This is a genomic window from Pseudomonas sp. 32_A (genome assembly GCF_017490905.1).
GTDB classification, from domain to species: Bacteria; Pseudomonadota; Gammaproteobacteria; order Pseudomonadales; family Pseudomonadaceae; genus Aquipseudomonas; species Aquipseudomonas inefficax.
Genome location: NZ_JAFGYI010000018.1, coordinates 42,009 through 61,765, shown reverse-complemented (window position 1 = coordinate 61,765; position 19,757 = coordinate 42,009). Strand labels below are relative to the sequence as shown.

General features: G+C 65.1%; 16 protein-coding genes. 11 read left to right on the top strand and 5 right to left on the bottom strand.

Annotated elements, in window-relative coordinates:
* Nucleotides 1-14 precede the first annotated feature (14 nt).
* The 7 genes from J5M58_RS13300 to J5M58_RS13270 all read left to right on the top strand — a co-directional run bounded on the left by J5M58_RS13300 (nucleotide 15) and on the right by J5M58_RS13270 (nucleotide 9,109).
* The gene (locus J5M58_RS13300) at nucleotides 15-1,355 is read left to right on the top strand and encodes an OprD family porin (RefSeq protein WP_207878364.1); all 1,341 of its coding nucleotides are present in this window, start codon (nucleotides 15-17) and stop codon (nucleotides 1,353-1,355) included.
* Between the two features lie 140 nt (nucleotides 1,356-1,495).
* A complete protein-coding gene (locus tag J5M58_RS13295) occupies nucleotides 1,496-1,975 on the top strand; it encodes a hypothetical protein (protein ID WP_112252401.1) in 480 nt (159 codons plus the stop codon).
* Nucleotides 1,976-2,053: 78 nt separating this feature from the next.
* Entirely contained in the window at nucleotides 2,054-3,625 is a 1,572-nt protein-coding gene (locus J5M58_RS13290) for a sensor domain-containing diguanylate cyclase (RefSeq protein WP_112252400.1), read from the top strand.
* A gap of 264 nt (nucleotides 3,626-3,889) precedes the next feature.
* A complete protein-coding gene (locus J5M58_RS13285; protein WP_112252399.1) occupies nucleotides 3,890-4,666 on the top strand; it encodes a ParA family protein in 777 nt (258 codons plus the stop codon).
* Nucleotides 4,667-4,839: 173 nt separating this feature from the next.
* Nucleotides 4,840-5,250: a DUF2946 family protein gene (locus tag J5M58_RS13280; RefSeq protein ID WP_207878362.1), complete on the top strand. Its 411-nt coding sequence runs from the start codon at nucleotides 4,840-4,842 to the stop codon at nucleotides 5,248-5,250.
* Between the two features lie 70 nt (nucleotides 5,251-5,320).
* Nucleotides 5,321-7,471, top strand: coding sequence for a TonB-dependent siderophore receptor (locus J5M58_RS13275; RefSeq protein ID WP_207878360.1), 2,151 nt, complete (start codon nucleotides 5,321-5,323; stop codon nucleotides 7,469-7,471).
* Nucleotides 7,472-7,771: 300 nt separating this feature from the next.
* Nucleotides 7,772-9,109 carry an MFS transporter gene (locus tag J5M58_RS13270; RefSeq protein WP_207878358.1) on the top strand — a complete coding sequence of 446 codons (1,338 nt, stop codon included), beginning with the start codon at nucleotides 7,772-7,774 and terminating at the stop codon, nucleotides 9,107-9,109.
* A 134-nt stretch (nucleotides 9,110-9,243) separates the two neighbouring features.
* Here J5M58_RS13270 and J5M58_RS13265 read toward each other — a convergent pair whose 3' ends face one another.
* From J5M58_RS13265 to J5M58_RS13255, 3 genes are all read right to left on the bottom strand, one after another.
* A complete protein-coding gene (locus J5M58_RS13265) occupies nucleotides 9,244-12,390 on the bottom strand; it encodes an efflux RND transporter permease subunit (protein ID WP_112252396.1) in 3,147 nt (1,048 codons plus the stop codon).
* A gap of 16 nt (nucleotides 12,391-12,406) precedes the next feature.
* Nucleotides 12,407-13,606: an efflux RND transporter periplasmic adaptor subunit gene (locus tag J5M58_RS13260; RefSeq protein ID WP_207878356.1), complete on the bottom strand. Its 1,200-nt coding sequence runs from the start codon at nucleotides 13,604-13,606 to the stop codon at nucleotides 12,407-12,409.
* Between the two features lie 90 nt (nucleotides 13,607-13,696).
* The gene (locus tag J5M58_RS13255; RefSeq protein WP_112252394.1) at nucleotides 13,697-14,917 is read right to left on the bottom strand and encodes a TolC family protein; all 1,221 of its coding nucleotides are present in this window, start codon (nucleotides 14,915-14,917) and stop codon (nucleotides 13,697-13,699) included.
* Between the two features lie 226 nt (nucleotides 14,918-15,143).
* Between J5M58_RS13255 and aroQ the strand changes: the two genes are divergently transcribed.
* Nucleotides 15,144-15,593, top strand: a complete 450-nt coding sequence (gene aroQ / locus J5M58_RS13250) for a type II 3-dehydroquinate dehydratase (protein WP_112252393.1) — start codon at nucleotides 15,144-15,146, stop codon at nucleotides 15,591-15,593.
* Nucleotides 15,590-16,438, top strand: coding sequence for a shikimate dehydrogenase (locus tag J5M58_RS13245; RefSeq protein ID WP_207878354.1), 849 nt, complete (start codon nucleotides 15,590-15,592; stop codon nucleotides 16,436-16,438). Before aroQ ends, J5M58_RS13245 begins: the two co-directional genes overlap by 4 nt.
* 131 nt (nucleotides 16,439-16,569) lie before the next feature.
* On the opposite strand, the gene J5M58_RS13240 is transcribed toward J5M58_RS13245, so the two are convergent.
* Together J5M58_RS13240 and J5M58_RS13235 are read right to left on the bottom strand one after the other, a co-directional pair.
* Nucleotides 16,570-17,100 carry a thioredoxin family protein gene (locus J5M58_RS13240; RefSeq protein WP_112252391.1) on the bottom strand — a complete coding sequence of 177 codons (531 nt, stop codon included), beginning with the start codon at nucleotides 17,098-17,100 and terminating at the stop codon, nucleotides 16,570-16,572.
* On the bottom strand, nucleotides 17,090-17,365 hold the full coding sequence (locus tag J5M58_RS13235) for a DUF2790 domain-containing protein (RefSeq protein ID WP_112252390.1): 276 nt from the start codon (nucleotides 17,363-17,365) through the stop codon (nucleotides 17,090-17,092). Before J5M58_RS13235 ends, J5M58_RS13240 begins: the two co-directional genes overlap by 11 nt.
* Nucleotides 17,366-17,584: 219 nt before the next feature.
* On the opposite strand from J5M58_RS13235, the gene J5M58_RS13230 reads away from it, so the two are divergent.
* Together J5M58_RS13230 and J5M58_RS13225 are read left to right on the top strand one after the other, a co-directional pair.
* Nucleotides 17,585-18,325: a response regulator gene (locus J5M58_RS13230; RefSeq protein WP_003250463.1), complete on the top strand. Its 741-nt coding sequence runs from the start codon at nucleotides 17,585-17,587 to the stop codon at nucleotides 18,323-18,325.
* Complete coding sequence (locus tag J5M58_RS13225; RefSeq protein WP_112252389.1) at nucleotides 18,322-19,608, top strand: HAMP domain-containing sensor histidine kinase; 1,287 nt, start codon at nucleotides 18,322-18,324, stop codon at nucleotides 19,606-19,608. Before J5M58_RS13230 ends, J5M58_RS13225 begins: the two co-directional genes overlap by 4 nt.
* Nucleotides 19,609-19,757 lie beyond the last annotated feature (149 nt).

The window sequence follows — 19,757 nt, the reverse complement described above, 5'->3', positions numbered from 1 at the left end:
AGGAAGTTCTGCCCATGCCGCGCCCTGTCGCCCTGCTGCTTGCCAGCGCCCTGCTCGCGCCCCCAGCGCTGGCCGACTCCGCCCAGTCGCAAAGCAACGGCTTCATCGAAGATAGCCGCTGGAGCCTGCTCAACCGCAGCGTATTCGACCAACGCGACTACAAGCATGGCGGGCGCAACAGTGCCGGGCGCAACGCTTACAAGCCGCGCAATGAACGCAGCGGCAAGGCCGAGGAATGGGCCTATGGCCTTATGGGTACCTTCCGGTCCGGTTTCACCCAGGGGCTGATCGGTGTCGGGGTCGACGCCCACGCCTACCTGGGTGTGCAACTCGACAGCGGCGGCGGGCGCGTGGGCAAGGCACGCTTGCTCGGGGTGGATAACGAGGGGCACCCGAAAAACGAATACAGCCGTGCCGGCGCGGCAGTGAAACTGCGCATGTCCGATACCGTGCTGTCCTACGGTGAGCAACGGGTCAAGACCCCGGTGTTCAGCTCCTCCGACAGCCGCCTGCTGCCCGAGACCGCAACCGGGTTCTTCCTTGACAGCACCGAGTTCGACAACCTCAGGCTGGTTGCCGGGCACTTCAACGAGAGCGCCGACCGCAACGCTTCCAGCCATGACCAGGGCTTCGTGGTGAACTACTCCAATGGCCGCCAGGGCAACAGCTTCGACCTGGCCGGCGTGGTGTGGAACCCCGGCGCCGCCTTCAGCGGCAGCCTGTACACCTCACGCTACCAGGACAGCTGGAACCAGCATTACCTGGGCAGCACCCTAAGCCATGCACTCGATGAGCGCCGCAGCCTCACCCTCGACCTCAACCTGTACCGCACCACCGACACCGGCAAAGCGCTGTCCGGGCGCATCGACAACACCACCTGGAGCCTGGTCTCGCGTTACGACCACGGGCCGCACGGTTTCAGCCTGGGCTGGCAGCAGGTGGACGGCAACACGCCGTTCGACTACGTGACGCGAGGGGCGATCTTCATTGCCAACGCGGTGCAGATGTCGGACTTCAACGCACCGAACGAGAAGTCGTGGCAGGCGCGCTATGACCTGAACATGGGCGCCTACGGCGTACCGGGGTTGAACCTGACGGCGTTGTACGTGCGCGGGTTCGATATCGACGGCACCCATGTCGACCCTGCGGGCGGCTACGCGTACCTGGGGTATGGCAAGGGGGGCAAGCATTGGGAGCGCGACCTCGAGGCACGGTATGTGGTGCAGGGTGGCAAGGCCAGGGGCACCGTGTTTTCGTTGCGGCATAACGTGCATCGGGGCAATACGGCGCAGGCGGAGCTGGATGGGGACCAGATACGGTTGGCGGTGGAATGGCCCTTGGGGGGTGGGTTCTGATGTTTCGCGTGACCTGAAAAAATTCTGGGGCAGCTGCGCGCCCCTTTCGCGACACAAGGCCGCACAGCGGCCCCCAAAATCCATCAGGCAACCCAACTGCCGTATAATCGCCAGCACCCACTGCCCAACCAGGCCACGCCATGCCTCGCCTCCAGAAGTTGCTGTTACCCCTGCTGCTGGCTGCAGCCCTCACCGCCTGCGATCAGAAACCCTCCCGCGAAGAACAGATCCTGGCCCAACTGCCGCTGCAGGATGCCTACACGCACAACATCGAGCGCATGGCCGCGCTGCTCGGCCGCACGCACCCGCAGCTGTCGCAGGCGACGATCCAGGGCGTGCTGCGCAAGCACCTGACGGTCGAGGACCAGCGCCAGGACCTGTTCCGCCTGTACAGCGAAAAGAACTTCAGCGATGCCGAGTTCGCCACCATCGTCGAGGCCACCCAGGACCCGGCCAAGGCTCGCGCCCTGGAAGACACCGAGGCAGGCAAGCGCCTGAGCGAGAAGCTCACCGCCCTGATGCGCGAATCGGCCCGCGACGCGAAGGTGCAGGCCCTGGCCGAGCAGCGCATGCAACAGGTTGAAGACGAGCTGGACGCGCTGGAAGACGCAGGCTCCTGAACGCGGTTCCCCACTGCGCTCACAAGGCGTAAGGTTGTTCCCATTTCGTAGCTGTTTTTCGATCACTCGAGGTCAGGATTGCCACACACCAAGCACGGACTGCGTCTGGATCTACGCACACTCATTCTGGTGCTTTGCGCCCTTACCGCCGTGGTCATGCTGTGCGCCAGCTATTTCGCCAGCTACCGGGTGCAACGCCAGCTGCTGATCGACCATGCCCTGGAAGCCAACCGGGTGTATGCGATGAAGCTGGCCAGCATCACCGAGACCTTTATCGGCAACGCCTTGCAGCAGCTGTCGTTCAGCGCCGGCGTGCAAGGCCGACAGCTGGGTGACGCCGTCGCCCTGCAGGCGGAGACCGAGCGCGTCCTGAGCCAGAGCATGGCTTTCAACTCCACGTTCGTGATCGATGCCGACGGAGTACTGCTCGCGATTTCCCCCCCGCCCTTGCGGCACCTGGTCGGCAGCCACATGCACTCGCCCGGTGTCCAGGAGGCGCTACAGGCGCGCCGCCCACTGGTGTCGACGCCCTACATGTCGGCGGCCAACAACCTGGTGGTGGCGCTGTCGCAACCCATTTTCGACAGCAACGGCCGCTACCTGGGGTATGTCGGCGGCAGCCTGTACCTGCGTGAACGCAACATCCTCAACAGCCTGCTGGGCGAGCATTTCTACAAGGACGGTTCCTACCTGTACGTGGTCGACCGCAACCGCCGCCTGCTGTACCACCCCGACAGCCAGCGCGTGGGTACGGTGGTTGAAGGCAACGCATTGATCGACCAGCTGGCGACCCTGGGCAGTGGTACCCGGCAATTGTCCAACAGCCTCGGCGTGGAAATGCTCGCCGGGTTCGCCACCGTGCCCAGCGCCGGTTGGGGCGTGGTGGCGCAGCAGCCGCTGACCCAGACGGTGACGCCACTGAGCCACCTGATCCTCAGCGTGGTCGGCACCTCCGTGCCGTTGGCACTGGTGGGCAGCGTGCTGCTGTGGTGGTTGGCCATGACCATCGCCCGCCCGCTGTGGCAGCTGGCCGCCGGCGCCCGCTCGATGGACCGGGCCGGCACTGCCGAGCGCCTGCATCGGGTACCGGCCTGGTACTTCGAGGCGGCCGAGCTGAAGCGCGCGCTGCTATTCGGGCTGAACCTGCTGCATGAACGCATCGGCCGGCTCAACCGTGACGCCCAGACCGACCCGCTGACCGGCCTGGGCAACCGCCGTAGCCTGGAGTTCAGCCTGTCGTTGCTGGAAGCCGAGGGTCGGGCGTTTGCGGCGATCGTGCTGGATGTCGACCATTTCAAGCGAGTAAATGACGGCCACGGGCACGAGGTGGGAGACCAGGTGCTGCGTCGGCTGGCGGAACTGATGCGCCGCTGCTGCCGCGAGGGCGACTTGCTGTGCCGCACCGGCGGCGAGGAGTTCCTGATGCTGCTGCCGGGGGCCAGCCTGGACGTTGCGGCAGTGGTGGCCGAGCGGCTGCGGGTTACGGTGCAGGATACGCCGGTGGAACCGGTGGGGGCGGTGACGGTGTCGCTGGGAGTGGCGCATTGGGATGGCGAGGCAGAGAGCGAACCGGGGGATGCGTTGAGCGAGGCTGACCGGGCGCTTTACCGGGCCAAGCAGGAGGGGCGCAATCGGGTGGTGGTTGCCTGAGCGCCCTTGCCTGCCTGTTCCGGCCTCTTCGCGGGTAAACCCGCTCCCACAGGTCCCCCACTGCCCTCAAGGACGGTGCATAACCTGTGGGAGCGGGTTCACCCGCGAAAGGGCCCGAACAGACACTACACAGCTCAAGGCAAACCTATCGCCACATGAAGCAATGAGCTTGGCAGGTTGTAACATTCATTGTCATAAAACTGTCTTGTTCCGGTCATAGGATTGACCCCAGCCTGACATTTTCACTTCATGGATGAGCGTCTCATGCGTCGTGTGGTTTTCAATCAGAAAGGTGGCGTCGGAAAGTCCAGCATCGCCTGCAACCTTGCCGCCGCCAGTGCCGCCGAAGGCTACCGGACCTTGCTGGTCGACCTTGACCCGCAGGCCAATGCCACCTATTACCTGACCGGCCTGGTCAATGACGCCATTCCTTCCGGCATCGCCGATTTCTTCCGCCAGACCTTGTCGCCAGTCACCGCTGCCGGCAAGAAGCACCGGGTTGCGATCACCGAAACCCGCTACCGCAACCTGCACCTGATCACCGCCAGCCCCGACCTCAGCGACCTGCAAGGCAAGCTGGAGAGCAAGTTCAAGATCAACAAGCTGCGCAAGCTGCTGGTGGAACTGGGCGAGGACTACGAGCGGATCTACATCGACACCCCGCCGGCGCTCAACTTCTATACCTTCAGCGCACTGGTGGCGGCCGAGCGGCTGTTGATCCCGTTCGACTGCGACAGCTTCTCGCGCCAGGCCCTGCACTGCGTCATGGCCGAGGTCGAAGAACTGCGCCAGGACCACAACCCGACGTTGCAAGTGGAAGGTGTGGTGGTCAACCAGTTCGCCGGGCGCACCGCGCTGCACCAGACCCTGGTCGAGCAATTGCGCGGTGAAGGCATGCCGGTGTTGCCGGTGTACCTGAGCAGTTCGATCAAGATGCGTGAATCGCACCAGGCCTCGGTGCCACTGGTACATCTGGCGCCGCGGCATAAACTGGCGCTGGAGTTTGTCGATTTGCTGGATGTACTGGAGCGTGCGGCCTGACAGAACCCTGGGTGCGCTTTGCGCCCCTTTCGCGACGCAAGGCCGGTACACAAAGACCGCGCCGCCTTTGAAAGCTGTGCACGGACTTGTGTCGCGATGGGCTGCAAGGCGGCCCCAAAATATCAATCCCGAAGCACTACCCGACCGTTCGTCCGGGTGGTAGATTCGCCGTCATGAAAACCACCCGGCACACCCGCACGCTGACCGCCTGGACGCTCTACGCCAGCGTCCTGTTCAGCCTGGTTCTGTGCGGCCTGCACCATGGCCAGATGGGTGGCCTGCGCCTGGCCGGCCTGGAAGGCGGTTTCTGCTCGATCAACAGCGAACACGGCGTAGCCATCGACCTGGATGGCGCCGGCGGCGACCAGCACATGGCACAGCTCGACTGCCCGGTGTGCTCCTCGTTCGGCATGGCCGTACCGCTCAGCAGCAGCGGCTGGTCGTTCACCCCGGCGCAAACCGTGGCCACCTCGCCCATCGTGGTGCGCAGCTGGGCGCAACCGCCACCGCGCTATCAACGCCCCGCCCTCAACCCCCGCGCCTCCCCCGTCGCTTTCCCCGCAGCCGTACTTCATTTCGCCTGACCTCAGCCGGGCGCGCCTGACTGCGCGCGCTCGCGGTCAGCCATGACCTTTGCGTGGAAGACACATCAACATGCTTCGCAATACCTCCCTGGTGCTCCTCATGGGCACCTGCAACCTTGCCTGGGCGGATGCTGCCCCGGTGGAACTGAACGCCACCACCATCGACGGTAAACGCGACGCCGCCAGCGGCGTGCAACTGGACGAGCCGATCCGCACCGGCTCGCGTCTGGCCCTCACCGCGCGGGAAACGCCGGCCTCGGTCAGTGTCTCGGACCGCCGCCTGATCGAAGAGCGCGGCGCCAAGGACAGCCAGGACGTGATCAACGCCATGACCGGCGTCAACGCCTCGGCCAACCCCGGCTTTGGCGGCTTCGTCGCCTATCGCGGCTTTACCCAGAACCAGGTTACCCAGTTGTACAACGGCATCAACCTGGGCTACAGCAGCGCCACACGGCCCGTGGATGCCTGGGTACTCGACCGCGTCGAACTGATTGGCGGGCCGTCGTCGTTCCTGCATGGTGCGGGCGCGGTGGGCGGCTCGATCAACTACATCACCAAGCTGGCCAGCCGCGATCAGCAGACCATCGATGGCCGCATCCGCTACGGCAGCTTCGACGACAGCGAAGTGGCGTTCGGCATCAACCAGGCTCTGGCCAGCAACCCCGCCGATGCCCGCCACTTCATGCGCCTGGACTTCAGCCGTGGGCATGGCAACGGCTACATCGACCGCAACGAACGGCACACCGACAGCCTGGCCTTCTCGTTGCTGAGCGACCTCACGCCGAACCTCACCCACACCCTGGCCCTGGAATACCAGGAAGACCGCGAAGACAGCCCTTACTGGGGCTCGCCGATCCTGCCTGGGCGCAGCACGATGAAGATCGACAACAGCCGCCGCTTCGAAAACTACAACGTCGGTGACGGGCGCTATGAGCAGCGGGTACGCTGGCTACGCTCGATCCTCGACTACCAGCTCAGCGACAGCACCAGCGTGCAGAACACGCTGTACCACTACAACGCCCAGCGCGATTACCGCAACCTCGAACGTTACAGCTACACCAACGATGACAAGGTACAGCGCAGCAGCCCTTACCTGCAGCGCCACGACCAGAACCTGCTGGGCGACCGCATCGAGCTGCGCCACGACAACCAGCTGTTCGGCCTGGCCAGCCAGTGGTCGCTGGGGTTGGAGTACTCGCGCATGCGCCAGACCCTCTACCCCACCTCGAGCAGCTGGAGCGATGTGGTCGATGCCGAGCACTTCGACCCCGGCAGTTTCGACGACATCCCCGGGGTGAACGCCGGCCTTACCAAGCAACGCCGCCACGAGGTGACCAACCGCGCGGTGTTTGCCGAAAACCGCGTGCAACTCACCGAACGCCTGGCCTTGCTGGCCGCCCTGCGCTACGACTACCTGGACATGCAGGTGACCAACTACGGCGCGGTAACGCCAACCTCGCCGGCGTTCTTCGAACGGCGCTGGGAACCGCTTTCCGGGCGTATCGGCCTGACCTATGCGCTGACCCCGTCCGCCAGTGTCTATGCACAGTACAGTACCTCTGCCGACTTGCCGGCCGGCTCGCTGGCGGCAGCGACCTATTCCAACGTCGGGCTGTTCGACCTGTCGAAGGGCGAGCAGTGGGAAGTGGGCAGCAAGTTCGACTTCCTCGACGGGCGCGGCGCGGCCACGCTGGCGCTGTACCAGATCGTGCGCAAGGACTTTGCCGTGCGCGACTCCAACGACGCCAACCTCACGGTCCAGGCCGGGCAGCAGACCTCGCGGGGTGTCGAGTTGTCCGGGCGCCTGCAGGTGACATCCAAGCTGCTGGCCGAGGCCAACTATGCCTATGTCGATGCGCAGTACGACGAGTTCAACGAGGCCGTCAACGGTGTATCGGTGTCGCGCAAGGGCAACGCACCGGTGAACGTACCCGCCAACGTCGCCAACCTGTGGCTGACCTACAGCCTGACCCCGGCATGGTCGGTGGGGGCGGACGGGCGCTACGTGGGCTCGGTGTATGCCGACAATGCCAACAGCCTCAAGGCCCCGGCCTACACCCTGTTCGGTGCGTTCGCCCGCTACCGGCTGGATGAACACACCACGCTCACCGGGCGGGTACGCAACCTGACCGATGAGGTGTATGCCAAGCAGGCCTACAACAGCCAGTACTACATGGGGCCGCCGCGTACCTTCGAACTGGCGCTGGATATGCGTTTCTGAGCTTATTGCCCGCGTTCCTGTAGGAGCGGCCTTGTGTCGCGAAGGGCTGCAACGCAGCCCCGGCGATGCCTGCGCCCACTTCAAGATCCTGGGGCTGCTGCGCAGCCCGATCGCGACACAAGGCCGCTCCTACAAGGCCTGCGTCAGCTGCATAGCTGGTGGTTGAATCAGGTATCCCGAGGTCGCCCTCGACAAAGCGCCCTGCAGCGCCCGGTTATCTACTGGCAAGCACAACAATGATGGCGCGGCCCGACCGCGCCACTTTCATCATGCCTGCCAATGGAACCGGAGAGCACTCGCATGCCCGCACCTCACGAGGTATCCCCCGCCACCCTGCGCCGGGTGATCGCCGCCTCGGCCATCGGCAATTTCGTCGAATGGTTCGACTTCGCCGTCTACGGCTTTCTCGCTACCCTGATCGCCAGCCAGTTCTTCGCAAGCGAAGACGCCAGCGTGGCCTTGCTCAAGACCTTTGCGGTGTTCGCCGTGGCCTTCGCCCTGCGCCCGCTGGGCGGCATCGTGTTCGGCGCGCTGGGTGACCGCCTGGGGCGCAAGCGCATCCTGTCGCTGACCATCCTGCTGATGGCCGGCTCCACGACCCTCATCGGCCTGTTGCCGACCTACGCCAGCATCGGCCTGGCAGCCCCTGCGCTGCTGACCCTGGCGCGCTGCCTGCAGGGGTTTTCCGCCGGTGGCGAATATGCCGGGGCCTGCGCCTACCTGATGGAGCACGCGCCCAACGACAAGCGCGCCTTCTATGGCAGCTTCGTGCCGGTGTCGACCTTTTCCGCCTTTGCCTGCGCGGCGGTGATCGCCTATGGCCTGGAAGCCAGCCTGTCGGCCGAGGCGATGAATGCCTGGGGCTGGCGCATACCGTTCCTGATCGCCGCGCCACTGGGGCTGGTTGGCCTGTACCTGCGCTGGCGCATGGAAGAAACCCCCGCGTTCCGCGAAGCCATCGCCCAAGGCAAGGAGCATGAACATTCGCCGCTCAAGGAAACCCTGCGCAACCATGGCCGAACGATCCGCAACCTGGGTGCCTTCATCTCGCTGACCGCGCTGTCGTTCTACATGTTCACCACCTACTTCGCCACCTACCTGCAACTGGTCGGCAACCTGACCCGCGCGCAATCGCTGCTGGTGACCACCGTGGCGCTGCTGTTCGCTGCGGTCGGCTGCCCGCTGGCCGGGGCATTCTCGGACCGCGTCGGGCGGCGCAAGACCATCGGCTTTACCTGCCTGTGGGTGATGCTGTGCGTGTTCCCGGCGTACTGGCTGGCCAGCTCCGGCTCGATGTCCGGTGCGCTGCTGGGGGTGATCCTGCTGGCGGTGGGGGCGTTGTGCAGTGGCGTGGTCACGGCGGCATTGCTGTCGGAAAGCTTCCCTACCCGCACCCGCTATACCGCTTCGGCAATTACCTACAACGTGGCCTATACGTTGTTTGGCGGCACCGCGCCATTGGTGGCGACCTGGCTGATCGGGCAGACCGGCAGCAGCCTGGCACCGGCGTTCTACCTGGTGGTGATTGCGCTGGTGGCGCTGGCGGGCGGGTTGGCGTTGCCGGAAACTTCGCGGATTTCGTTGCATGATGAGGCTAGGGGCGACAGTGCAAGAGCTGGGGCTCGTCGTACTGTTTGAGAATTTGGGGCCGCTTTGCGGCCCATCGCGACACAAGGCCGCTCCTACAGGGGATTGCGTCAATTTGCGGCTGATGCGATCCCCTGTAGGAGCGGCCTTGTGTCGCGATGGGCTGCAAAGCAGCCCCAAAACGCTCAACCCTCCTGCACCTCTTCCCGCCGATACGCCCACTGATACAACGCCGGCAACACCAGCAAAGTCAGTGCGGTGGACGACAGAATCCCGCCAATCACCACGGTCGCCAGCGGCCTCTGCACCTCGGCCCCGGTGCCGGTAGCCAAGGCCATCGGGATGAACCCCAGCGACGCCACCAGTGCCGTCATCAGCACCGGCCGCAAGCGCGTCAGCGCGCCCTCCTCGACCGCTGCCCGCAGCGTGCGCCCTTCTTCCCGCAGGCCACGGATAAAGGCAATCATCACCAGCCCGTTGAGCACCGCCACGCCCGACAAGGCAATGAACCCCACGCCAGCGGAAATGGACAACGGAATGTCCCGCAACCACAGCGCCAGCACCCCGCCGGTAAGGGCGAACGGGATGCCGGTGAATACCAGCAGGCCATCCCTGAGGTTGTTGAACATCATCAGCAACAGCGCCATGACCAGCAGCAAGGCCACCGGCACCACCACCTGCAGGCGCTTGGCCGCCGACTGCAGCTGCTCGAACTGGCCGCCCCAGCGAGTCCAGTAACCCGGCGGTATCTGCACCTGCTCGATCAGCGTCTGTTCGGCCTCCTCGACGAACGAGCCCAGGTCACGCCCACGCACGTTGGCGCTGACTACCACCACTCGCTTGCCATCCTCGCGGCTGACCTGGTTCGGCCCTAGCTGCAGGTTCAGCGTGGCTACCTGCGACAGCGGGATAAAGCCGATTTGCCCGGCACCCGCAGCCGTATTGGCCGGCACCGGAATCAGCAGGCTGGCCAGTCCGTCGACATCGGTGCGCAGGGTTTCCGACAGGCGTACCACCATGTCGAAACGGCGGTCACCTTCGTACAGCGTACCGGCCGTGCGGCCACCCACGGCAATGGCAATGGCGCCCTGCACATCACCCACGTTCAGGCCATGGCGGGCTGCCTTGTCGCGGTCGATATCGATGGTCAGCACTGGCAGGCCAGTCGTCTGCTCGACCTTTACCTCGGACGCGCCCGGCACGCCTTGCAGGCTGCTGGCGATCTGCGCGGCAGTGCGGTTGAGCACATCCATGTCATCACCGAAAAGCTTCACCGCCACATCGCTGCGTACCCCGGAAATCAGCTCGTTGAAGCGCAGCTGGATCGGCTGCGACAGTTCATGGTTGCTGCCCGGCACGCTGGCGGCGGCACGTTGTACCTCGGCAATCAGCTCATCACGCGGCTTGCCTGGGTCGGCCCATTGCTCACGCGGGCGCAGCATCACATAAGCATCGGAAATGTTCGGCGGCATCGGGTCGGAGGCGATCTCGGCAGTGCCCGTGCGGGCGAACACCCGCTCCACTTCCGGCACCTGGGCGATGATCGCCTGTTCCAGGCGCCGCTGCATGTCGACCGACTGCGACAGGCTGGTGCCCGGCACGCGCAAGGCCTGCAGGGCGAAGTCGCCTTCGCTGAGGCTGGGGATGAACTCGCTGCCCATGCGGCTGGCCATAACCCCGGACAACAACACCAGGGTAGCGGCGGCAGCGAACGCCAGCTTGCGCCGGCCCAGCACCCAGGCCAGCACTGGGGCATAGCGCTGACGCGCCGTGCGCATTACCAGGCCCTCCTCTTCGTTGACCTTGCCGGTGACGAACAGGGCAATGGCCGCCGGCACGAAGGTAACCGAGAGGATCATGGCACCGAGCAGGGCGGTGACCACGGTAAAGGCCATAGGGTGGAACATCTTGCCTTCCACCCCGGTCAGGGCAAAGATCGGCAGGTACACCACCATGATGATCAGCTGGCCGTAGATCAGCGGCCGGCGCGCCTCACGGGCGGCCGCGAACACTTCATGGAAGCGCTCGCTGCGGGTGAGCATGCGGCCATGGCGCTGCTGGGCGTGGGCCAGGCGGCGGATGGCGTTCTCCACGATCACCACCGCGCCGTCGACGATGATGCCGAAGTCCAGGGCGCCCAGGCTCATCAGGTTGGCGCTGACCTTGTTGCTGAACATGCCGGTGAAGGTGAACAGCATCGACAACGGAATGACCATGGCAGTGATCAGCGCAGCGCGGATGTTGCCCAGGAACAGGAACAACACGGCGATGACCAGGATGGCGCCTTCGACCAGGTTCTTCTTCACCGTGGCGATGGCCTTTTCCACCAGGTTGGTGCGGTCGTACACCGTAACGGCGACCACGCCCTTGGGCAGGTTGCGGTTGATATCGACCAGCTTGGCGGCGACCGCCTGGGACACCGTGCGGCTGTTCTCGCCGATCAGCATGAACACCGTGCCCAGCACCACTTCCCGACCGTTTTCGGTGGCCGCGCCCGAGCGCAGCTCTTCGCCCAGGCCGACCTGGGCAACATGGCTGACGCGGATTGGCGTGCCATCGACACTGGAGATGACGATATTGGCGATGTCCTCGGCCGACGCCACCTGGCCTGGCGCGCGAATCAGCAACTGCTCGCCATTGCGCTCGATGTAGCCGGCACCGACGTTGGCGTTGTTGCGCTCCAGCGCCGCGATCAGGTCATTGAGGGTGAGTTTGTAGGCCGCCAGGCGCTTGGGCTCCGGCGCAATCAGGTACTGCTTGGCATGGCCGCCGATGCTGTTGACCTCGGCCACCCCGGGCACGTTGCGCAGCTGCGGCTTGATGATCCAGTCCTGGATCACCCGCAGGTCGGTCTGGGTGTAGGGCGTGCCGTCCTCCTTCAGCGCGCCCTGCTCGGCTTCCACCGTCCACAGGAAGATTTCACCCAGCCCGGTGGAAATCGGCCCCATGCCCGCTTCGATGCCCTCGGGCAACTGCTCGCGTGCCACCTGCAGGCGCTCGTTGACCAGTTGACGGGCGAAGAACAAGTCGGTGTCGTCGTCGAAAATGACCGTGACCTGGGACAGGCCCGAACGCGACAGCGAGCGGGTCTGCTTGAGCCCGGGCAGCCCGGCCATGGCGGTCTCGATGGCGAAGGTGATGCGCTGCTCGGTCTCCAGCGGCGAATAGCCGGGCGCGGCGGTATTGATCTGCACCTGGACGTTGGTGATGTCCGGTACAGCGTCGATCGGCAGTTTCTGGTAGCTGTGAATACCCATCGCGGCCATCAGGACCACGGCCAGCATCACCACCAGGCGCTGCTCGATGGCGAATTGGATCAGGCGTTCGAACATACAGGTGTCCCCGTGATCAATGGCTATGCTCGGCCGAGCCCTTGCCCAGCTCGGACTTGAGGACAAAGCTGCCGGCAGCGGCCACCTGGGTTCCGGCGGCAAGGCCGGTGGTGATTTCCACCTGGCCGGCGTCGCGGCGGCCGGTCTTCACCGGGCGGGCCTCGAAGCCTTCCTCGGTACGGGCAAACACCACGGTCTGCTCCTCCCAGGTTTGCAGGGCGCTTTCCGGTACCACCACGGCGGCGTCGAAGCGTTCGACGCTGACCGCGATATTGACGAACAGGCCTGGGCGCCAGGCGCCGTTGGGGTTGGCCAGCGTGGCGCGGACAGTGGCGGCACGGTTCTGCTCGCCGAGCAGGCTGCCGACGTAGTTGACCTTGCCCTCGACCTGGGCGCCCAGGTCCGGCGCGCTGACCGTGACATTGCGGCCTGTGGTGACCTTGTCCAGGTCGCGCGGGGCGACGGCGAAAGTAGCCCAGACCCGGCTCAGGTCAGACAGGGTGAAGGCATTGCTGGTCTCATCGACCACCTCGCCTGCGGCCAGGTGTTTTTCCACCACCACGGCATCGAACGGCGCGCGCAGTTCATAGCGGTTGCCGGCGCCGGCCGGGCCCACGGCGGCGACCTTCTGCCGGGCGTTGGCCAAGGCAATCTCGGCTTCCTGCAACGCCTGACGAGCCTGCAGGTAATCCTGCTCGGCGCTGATGCGTTCCTGCCACAGCTGTTGTTCACGCTGGAAGGTCAGGCGCGCCAGTTCCAGGCGGCGCTGGGCAGCCTGCTGTTCGCTGCGCAAGTCGGAAATCTGCTGGCTGGCGATTACCGCCAGCACCTGACCACGCTTGACCGCCTGGCCCAGTTCGGCTTGCACCGACTCGACCACACCAGGCACGCGTGGCACGACGTGGGCGGTGCGGTCCTCGTCGAAGCGGATTTCACCCGGAAAGCTGATGGCGGTGCCCAGTTCACGAGGGCCGGCATCGGCCAATTGCACACCGGCGGCCTCGATCTGGGCGGTGGACAGGTGCAGCTTGCCCTCCTCCTCTTCGTGGCCTTCGCCAGTCTGTTGCTCGCCGTGGCCTTGGCTGTCTTCGCCGTGGTCATCGTGCCGGGTTTCAGTGCTCGACGCGTTGCCGAGGTTGCCGGTCCAGGCCAGGCCACCGAGGCCAAGCGCGGCAATGGCCACGGCCAGTAGGGCGAGCTTGCTTGGGTTGTTCATTGTTGCTCCTGCGGTTGAATGCAAAATCCTGCACTGATGCCATCGCCTGTTGGGGCGGCCTTGCGGCCCGATCGCGACACAAGGCCGCTCCTACAGTGAACCGAGGTCGCCATAAATCCGCTCGACCTGCGCCCGCGCGTCGGTCGCCGAAGCCAGTGCCTCGAGGTACAGCCCGCGCGCCTCGATCAGCGTGCGCTGGGCGTCGAGTACATCGAGAAAGGCGAACTTGCCCATTTCGAAACCGCGTGTGGCGGTGTCCACGGCCTGCTGGGCAGAGGGCAGGATGGTGCGGTCATAGGCCTGCACTTCCTGCATGGCCGTGGCCCACTGGCTCACGGCGCTGCGGGTTTCACTGCGCAGGCGCAGCTCCACGGCGTTGCGCAGGTCACGCGCCTGGTCGGCGCGGCGGGCCGCGGCCAGCACGTTGCCCTGGTTACGGTCGAACAGCGGCAAGGGCATCGACAGGCCCACCACATTGACCCGCTCGCGGTCTTCGCGGCTGTACTGGCTGCCCAGGCTGACGGTGAGGTTGGGAATGCGCAGGGCCTTTTCCGAACCCAGGGTCGCGTCGCCGCGCTCGACCTGGGCAGCAGCCAGGCGCCATTCGACTGTCTGCTCGACCTGATCGAGCAGGGCGTCGGCGCTGGGCGCATCGCCAGGGGACAGGTTGGCTGCCTGCAACTGGTCGAAGCTTGCCAACGGGCTGCCGGTCAACCATGCCAAGGCCTGGTAGGCCACACTGCGCTGGGTTTGCGCACGACGCACTTCGGCCTGGGCCTGAGCCAGCTGCACCTGGGCCCGGGTGGCCTCAACGGGCGATGACTGGCCAGCGGTCACCCGCCCCTGCACCACCCGCAGTCCACGCTCGGTCAATGCCTGCGATTGCTGCGCCAGCTCCAGCGCGGTCTGTGCGCGCAGGGCCGCGTGGAAGGCCTGCACCACATCGGCGCGCAGACCGTTGCGCTGGCGCTCCAGGTCCAGCTTGGCAATGGCTTGGCCGGCACCGGCCACGGCGACACGTGCGCCGCGCTTGCCGCCCAGCTCCAGCGGTTGGCTGAGAGTGACAGTGGTGGTGCCGGTGTCACGGCGGGTGTCCTCGACCTCCCAGGAAAGTTCCGGGTTGGGGATCAACCCGGCCTGGCGCCGCTCGCCATCGGCAATGCCGATTTCCCGGCCAGCCGCGGCCAGCTCCGGGTTCTGGGCAAAGGCGGCATCAAGCGCCTGGGGCAGGCTCAGGCTCTGGTTGCCCTGGGCGCTGGCGGCGCCGGCCAGCAACAGGCAGAGCAAGGCGGTCTTGCGGGGGATGGGCACGAAACAGGTCCTCGTCGGCGAGCTTTGGCGAGGGACTGTAGAAAGCCGTGCTTATCGGGGCGGTGGCGGGAAAATTACAATTTTGTAATTCAGCTGCTCCTACAGAGGGTGTGTTGAGGGTTCGATAATCGCCCACTTTCCGGGTACAGCGGTTTAGTCCAATTGACTAAACTAACCAGGCGGTACAAAACTAAACGCATCCAACAACAACAAAGCGATGCCCGTCATGAAGCCCATTATTCTCGTGCTCAACGGCCCTAACCTGAACATGCTGGGCACCCGTGAGCCTGCCCAATACGGCTACGAAACCCTCGCCGACCTGGCCAAGGGCTGTGCCGATACCGCCCATGCCCACGGCCTGGAAATCGAGTTCCGTCAAACCAACCATGAGGGCGAACTGATCGACTGGATCCATGCCGCCCGTGGCCGCTGCGCCGGCATCGTGATCAACCCCGGTGCCTGGACTCACACTTCGGTGGCCATCCGCGATGCCCTGGTAGCCAGCGAAGTGCCGGTCATCGAAGTGCACCTGTCCAACGTGCACAAGCGCGAACCGTTCCGTCACCTGTCGTTCGTATCGTCCATCGCCGTCGGGGTCATCTGCGGCCTGGGCAGCCATGGCTACCGCATGGCCCTCAGCCACTTCGCCGAAATGCTGCAGGAGCACAGCGCATGAGCCAGCAAGCCATCCTCGCCGGCCTGATCGGCCGCGGCATCCAGCTTTCGCGCACCCCAGCCCTGCACGAGCACGAAGGTGATGCCCAGGCGCTGCGCTACTTGTATCGGCTGATCGATGCCGACCAGCTGCAACTGGACGACAGCGCCCTGCCCGGCTTGCTCGACGCGGCCCAGCACACCGGTTTCACCGGGCTCAACATCACCTACCCGTTCAAGCAGGCGATCCTGCCGTTGCTCGACGAACTGTCGGACGAAGCCCGCGGCATCGGCGCGGTGAACACCGTGGTGCTCAAGGACGGCAAGCGGGTTGGCCACAACACCGACTGCCTGGGCTTTGCCGAAGGCTTGCGCCGTGGCCTGCCGGATGTGGCACGGCGCCAGGTTGTGCAGATGGGTGCCGGTGGTGCAGGCTCGGCCGTCGCCCATGCCTTGCTGGGTGAAGGGGTCGAACGGCTGGTACTGTTCGAAGTGGACGCGGCCCGTGCGCAGGCCCTCGTGGACAACCTGAATGGCCATTTCGGTGCCGGGCGTGCCGTGGTCGGCACCGACCTGGCCACGGCCCTGGCCGAGGCGGACGGGCTGGTCAACACCACGCCGGTGGGCATGGCCAAGCTGCCGGGCACGCCGCTGCCGGTGGAGCTGCTGCATGCGCGCCTGTGGGTGGCGGAAATCATCTACTTCCCGCTGGAGACCGAACTGCTGCGCGCCGCCCGGGCACTGGGCTGCCGCACCCTGGATGGCAGCAACATGGCCGTGTTCCAGGCGGTTAAGGCGTTCGAACTGTTCAGCGGGCGACAGGCGGATGCGGCGCGGATGCAGGCGCATTTTGCCAGTTTCACCTGACAGATCGTTGTTGGATTCTTCGCGGGTGAACCCGCTCCCACAGGGATCGCACAGCTTGCAAGCGGTGCAGTACCTGTGGGAGCGGGTTCATCGAGTCGTCGAACCGCCGCGAAGAGGCCGGCACAGACCACTCACCCTTTCTCATCCAGCAACGCCTGTATAACCTGTTCCTGCCCACCATAATCCCCTTCGCCAAAGTGCACATGGCGCACCTGCCCTTTGCGGTCGACAAAGTAGTGTGCCGGCCAGAACTGGTTGCCCCAGGCGTTCCACACCTTGTAGTCGTTATCCACCGCCACCGGGTAACCGATCCCCAGCCTGGTCACCTTGTCACGCAAGGTGACCACATCGTGCTCGTAGTCGTATTCCGGGGTGTGCACGCCGACCACCACCAGGCCCTGGTCGGCATAGCGCCGCGCCCATTCGTTCACATGCGGCAGGCTGCGTCGGCAGTTGATGCAGTCCCAGGTCCAGAAGTCCACCAGCACCACCTTGCCCTTGAGCCCGGGGCCATCCAGCGGCGCCGAGTTCAGCCACTGGCTGGCGCCCGACAGCGACGGCATGGCACCGTAGCTGTCGCGGGCCATCAGGTGCCCGGCCAGGCCCAGGCCGGCCAGCACCACCGCAATTCCGCCAACCAACAAGCGGCGATCAATTTTCATGGCAACCGCCGGTGGCGTAGGTACGATACTGCACGCTCTGCTGCTGGCCCTTGGAGTCGAGGTAGTCCATGCGGGTATTCACCAGGCCGCAGGCGTCGCTCTGGTCATCCTGTATCGACAGCACTTTCTTCACGTCCAGGTGATCACCGTAGCGGTACTGCATGACCCCGGTGTCGTCCATCGGCATGGTGGAGGCCTGGGCGGCAATGGCGCCGATGCTGAGCACGGCGAACAGACTGGCACGGGCGAAGGTTTTGAAGTTCATGGCATCTCTCCTGTGTAACGCTTGAGGGTGGGGAGTCGTGCTCCCCGGTCGAGAGCCATTTCACGCCGGCCAGGTATCCCGCATGTGTCGCCCGAAGCTGTGATGTGCTTCCTCCTGTGTCTGTACACAGGCGAGATACACTGCAATACAAAGCCCCGCAGGCAAGCGCGAACGCGCTCGGTACACTGCGCCCATCCCTTTTGCACAGGAACGCAGCGCATGGAACATGTCGATCACATTCTGATCGTCGACGACGACCGCGAAATCCGCGAACTAGTCGGCAACTACCTGAAGAAGAACGGCCTGCGCACCAGCATCGTCGCCGACGGTCGGCAGATGCGCGCCTTTCTCGAAGCCAACAGCGTGGACCTGATCGTCCTCGACATCATGATGCCCGGCGACGATGGCCTGCTGTTGTGCCGCGAGCTGCGCGCCGGCAAGCACCGCAATACCCCGGTGCTGATGCTGACCGCCCGCAACGACGAAACCGACCGTATCATCGGCCTGGAAATGGGCGCCGACGATTACCTGACCAAGCCGTTCTCGGCCCGCGAACTGCTGGCCCGTATCAACGCCGTGCTGCGCCGCACGCGCATGCTGCCGCCCAACCTGACCATCAGCGAAAGCAGCCGCCTGCTCGGCTTCGGCCAGTGGCGGCTGGACACCACCGCGCGCCACCTGCTCGACAGCGAAGGCACCCTGGTAGCCCTGAGTGGTGCCGAATACCGCCTGCTACGGGTGTTTCTCGACCACCCGCAGCGGGTACTCAGCCGTGAGCAGTTGCTCAACCTGACCCAGGGCCGCGAAGCCGACATTTTCGACCGTTCCATCGACCTGCTGGTCAGCCGCCTGCGCCAGCGCCTGGGTGACGACGCCCGCGAGCCCAGCTGCATCAAGACCGTGCGCAGCGAGGGCTACGTATTCTCGCTGCCGGTGCAACTGCTCGAGTCGCCATCATGAAGTGGCCACGTACCCTGGCCTCGCGCCTGGCACTGATCTTCTTCACGGGCCTGGTGCTGGCCTACGGCCTGTCGTTCGGCCTGCAGGCCTACGAACGCTACATCAGCAGCCGCTCGATGATGCTCAGCACCCTGGAGCAGGACGTGGCCACCTCGGTGGCCATCCTCGATCGCCTGCCCGCGGCCGAACGCGCCGCCTGGTTGCCGCGCCTGGAGCGGCGTACCTACCGCTACCGGCTGGACCAGGGCCTGGCGGGCGAAGCCATGCCGACCAGCGACCCGCCCATGGCCGCCGACTCGATCGTCAAGGCCATTGGTGCCGACTATCGCCTGTCCTTCCAGGAAATCCCCGGCCCGAATGCGCACTTCCAGGCACACCTGACACTGGCCGATGGTGCACCGCTGACCATCGACGTAACCCCATCGCCGGTCCCTGTGGCACGTTGGCTGCCCGTGGTGTTGCTGATCCAGTTGGCCGTGCTGTTGCTGTGCACCTGGCTGGCGGTACGCCTGGCGATCGGCCCGCTGACCCGCCTGGCCCGCGCGGTGGACAACCTCGACCCGGACAAGCCTGGCGTGCAACTGGATGAAAGCGGCCCGCGCGAGGTGCGCTACGCCGCCGCGGCCTTCAACGCCCTGCAGGCGCGCATCGCTGCCTATCTCAAGGAACGCATGCAATTGCTGGCGGCCATTTCCCACGACCTGCAAACGCCGATCACGCGCATGAAGCTGCGTGTCGAAGTGATGGACGAAGGGGTGGAAAAAGACAAGCTGTGGAGCGACCTTGGCGAGATGGAACACCTGGTGCGTGAAGGCGTGGCCTATGCCCGCAGCATGGACACCAGCACAGAGGCACCGTGCCGGGTCAACCTCGATGCATTCCTCGACAGCCTGGTGTTCGACTATCAGGACAGTGGCGCCCAGGTCGAGCGCCATGGCAGCAGCGGCAGCCTGCTGGAAACCCGCCCGCATGCCCTGCGCCGGGTGCTGGTGAATCTGGTGGACAACGCCCTGAAGTTTGCCGGCGCTGCCGAACTGGAAGTATGCCGCGAGGGTGACATGACCGTGATCCGCGTGCTCGACAACGGGCCAGGTATACCCGGTGGCGAACTGGATGAAGTGCTCAAGCCGTTCTATCGCGTGGAAGGCTCACGCAACCGCAGCACCGGCGGTACCGGGCTGGGGTTGGCGATTGCCCATCAGCTGATCCAGGCCATGGGCGGTCGGCTGACCCTGAGTAACCGGGCAAGCGGCGGGCTGTGCGCGCAGATCGAACTCAAATGAATGGCTCGCAGTCCTTTGTAGGAGCGGCCTTGTGTCGCGATCGGGCCGCAGAGCGGCCCCAGGTTTTCAGCTTCGCAGCATAAATTACCGGGGCCGCTCTGCGGCCCGATCGCGACACAAGGCCGCTCCTACAGGGAACGCGGCGTCTG

Bases quoted from the DNA above. Each gene is read 5' to 3' on its own strand.
- aroQ (WP_112252393.1), top strand. From the start codon at position 15,144: ATGAAGCCCATTATTCTCGTGCTCAACGGCCCTAACCTGAACATGCTG.
- J5M58_RS13240 (WP_112252391.1), bottom strand. From the start codon at position 17,100: ATGAAAATTGATCGCCGCTTGTTGGTTGGCGGAATTGCGGTGGTGCTG.
- J5M58_RS13300 (WP_207878364.1), top strand. From the start codon at position 15: ATGCCGCGCCCTGTCGCCCTGCTGCTTGCCAGCGCCCTGCTCGCGCCC.
- J5M58_RS13230 (WP_003250463.1), top strand. From the start codon at position 17,585: ATGGAACATGTCGATCACATTCTGATCGTCGACGACGACCGCGAAATC.
- J5M58_RS13275 (WP_207878360.1), top strand. From the start codon at position 5,321: ATGCTTCGCAATACCTCCCTGGTGCTCCTCATGGGCACCTGCAACCTT.
- J5M58_RS13235 (WP_112252390.1), bottom strand. From the start codon at position 17,365: ATGAACTTCAAAACCTTCGCCCGTGCCAGTCTGTTCGCCGTGCTCAGC.
- J5M58_RS13265 (WP_112252396.1), bottom strand. From the start codon at position 12,390: ATGTTCGAACGCCTGATCCAATTCGCCATCGAGCAGCGCCTGGTGGTG.
- J5M58_RS13245 (WP_207878354.1), top strand. From the start codon at position 15,590: ATGAGCCAGCAAGCCATCCTCGCCGGCCTGATCGGCCGCGGCATCCAG.
- J5M58_RS13260 (WP_207878356.1), bottom strand. From the start codon at position 13,606: ATGAACAACCCAAGCAAGCTCGCCCTACTGGCCGTGGCCATTGCCGCG.
- J5M58_RS13295 (WP_112252401.1), top strand. From the start codon at position 1,496: ATGCCTCGCCTCCAGAAGTTGCTGTTACCCCTGCTGCTGGCTGCAGCC.
- J5M58_RS13280 (WP_207878362.1), top strand. From the start codon at position 4,840: ATGAAAACCACCCGGCACACCCGCACGCTGACCGCCTGGACGCTCTAC.
- J5M58_RS13225 (WP_112252389.1), top strand. From the start codon at position 18,322: ATGAAGTGGCCACGTACCCTGGCCTCGCGCCTGGCACTGATCTTCTTC.
- J5M58_RS13270 (WP_207878358.1), top strand. From the start codon at position 7,772: ATGCCCGCACCTCACGAGGTATCCCCCGCCACCCTGCGCCGGGTGATC.
- J5M58_RS13285 (WP_112252399.1), top strand. From the start codon at position 3,890: ATGCGTCGTGTGGTTTTCAATCAGAAAGGTGGCGTCGGAAAGTCCAGC.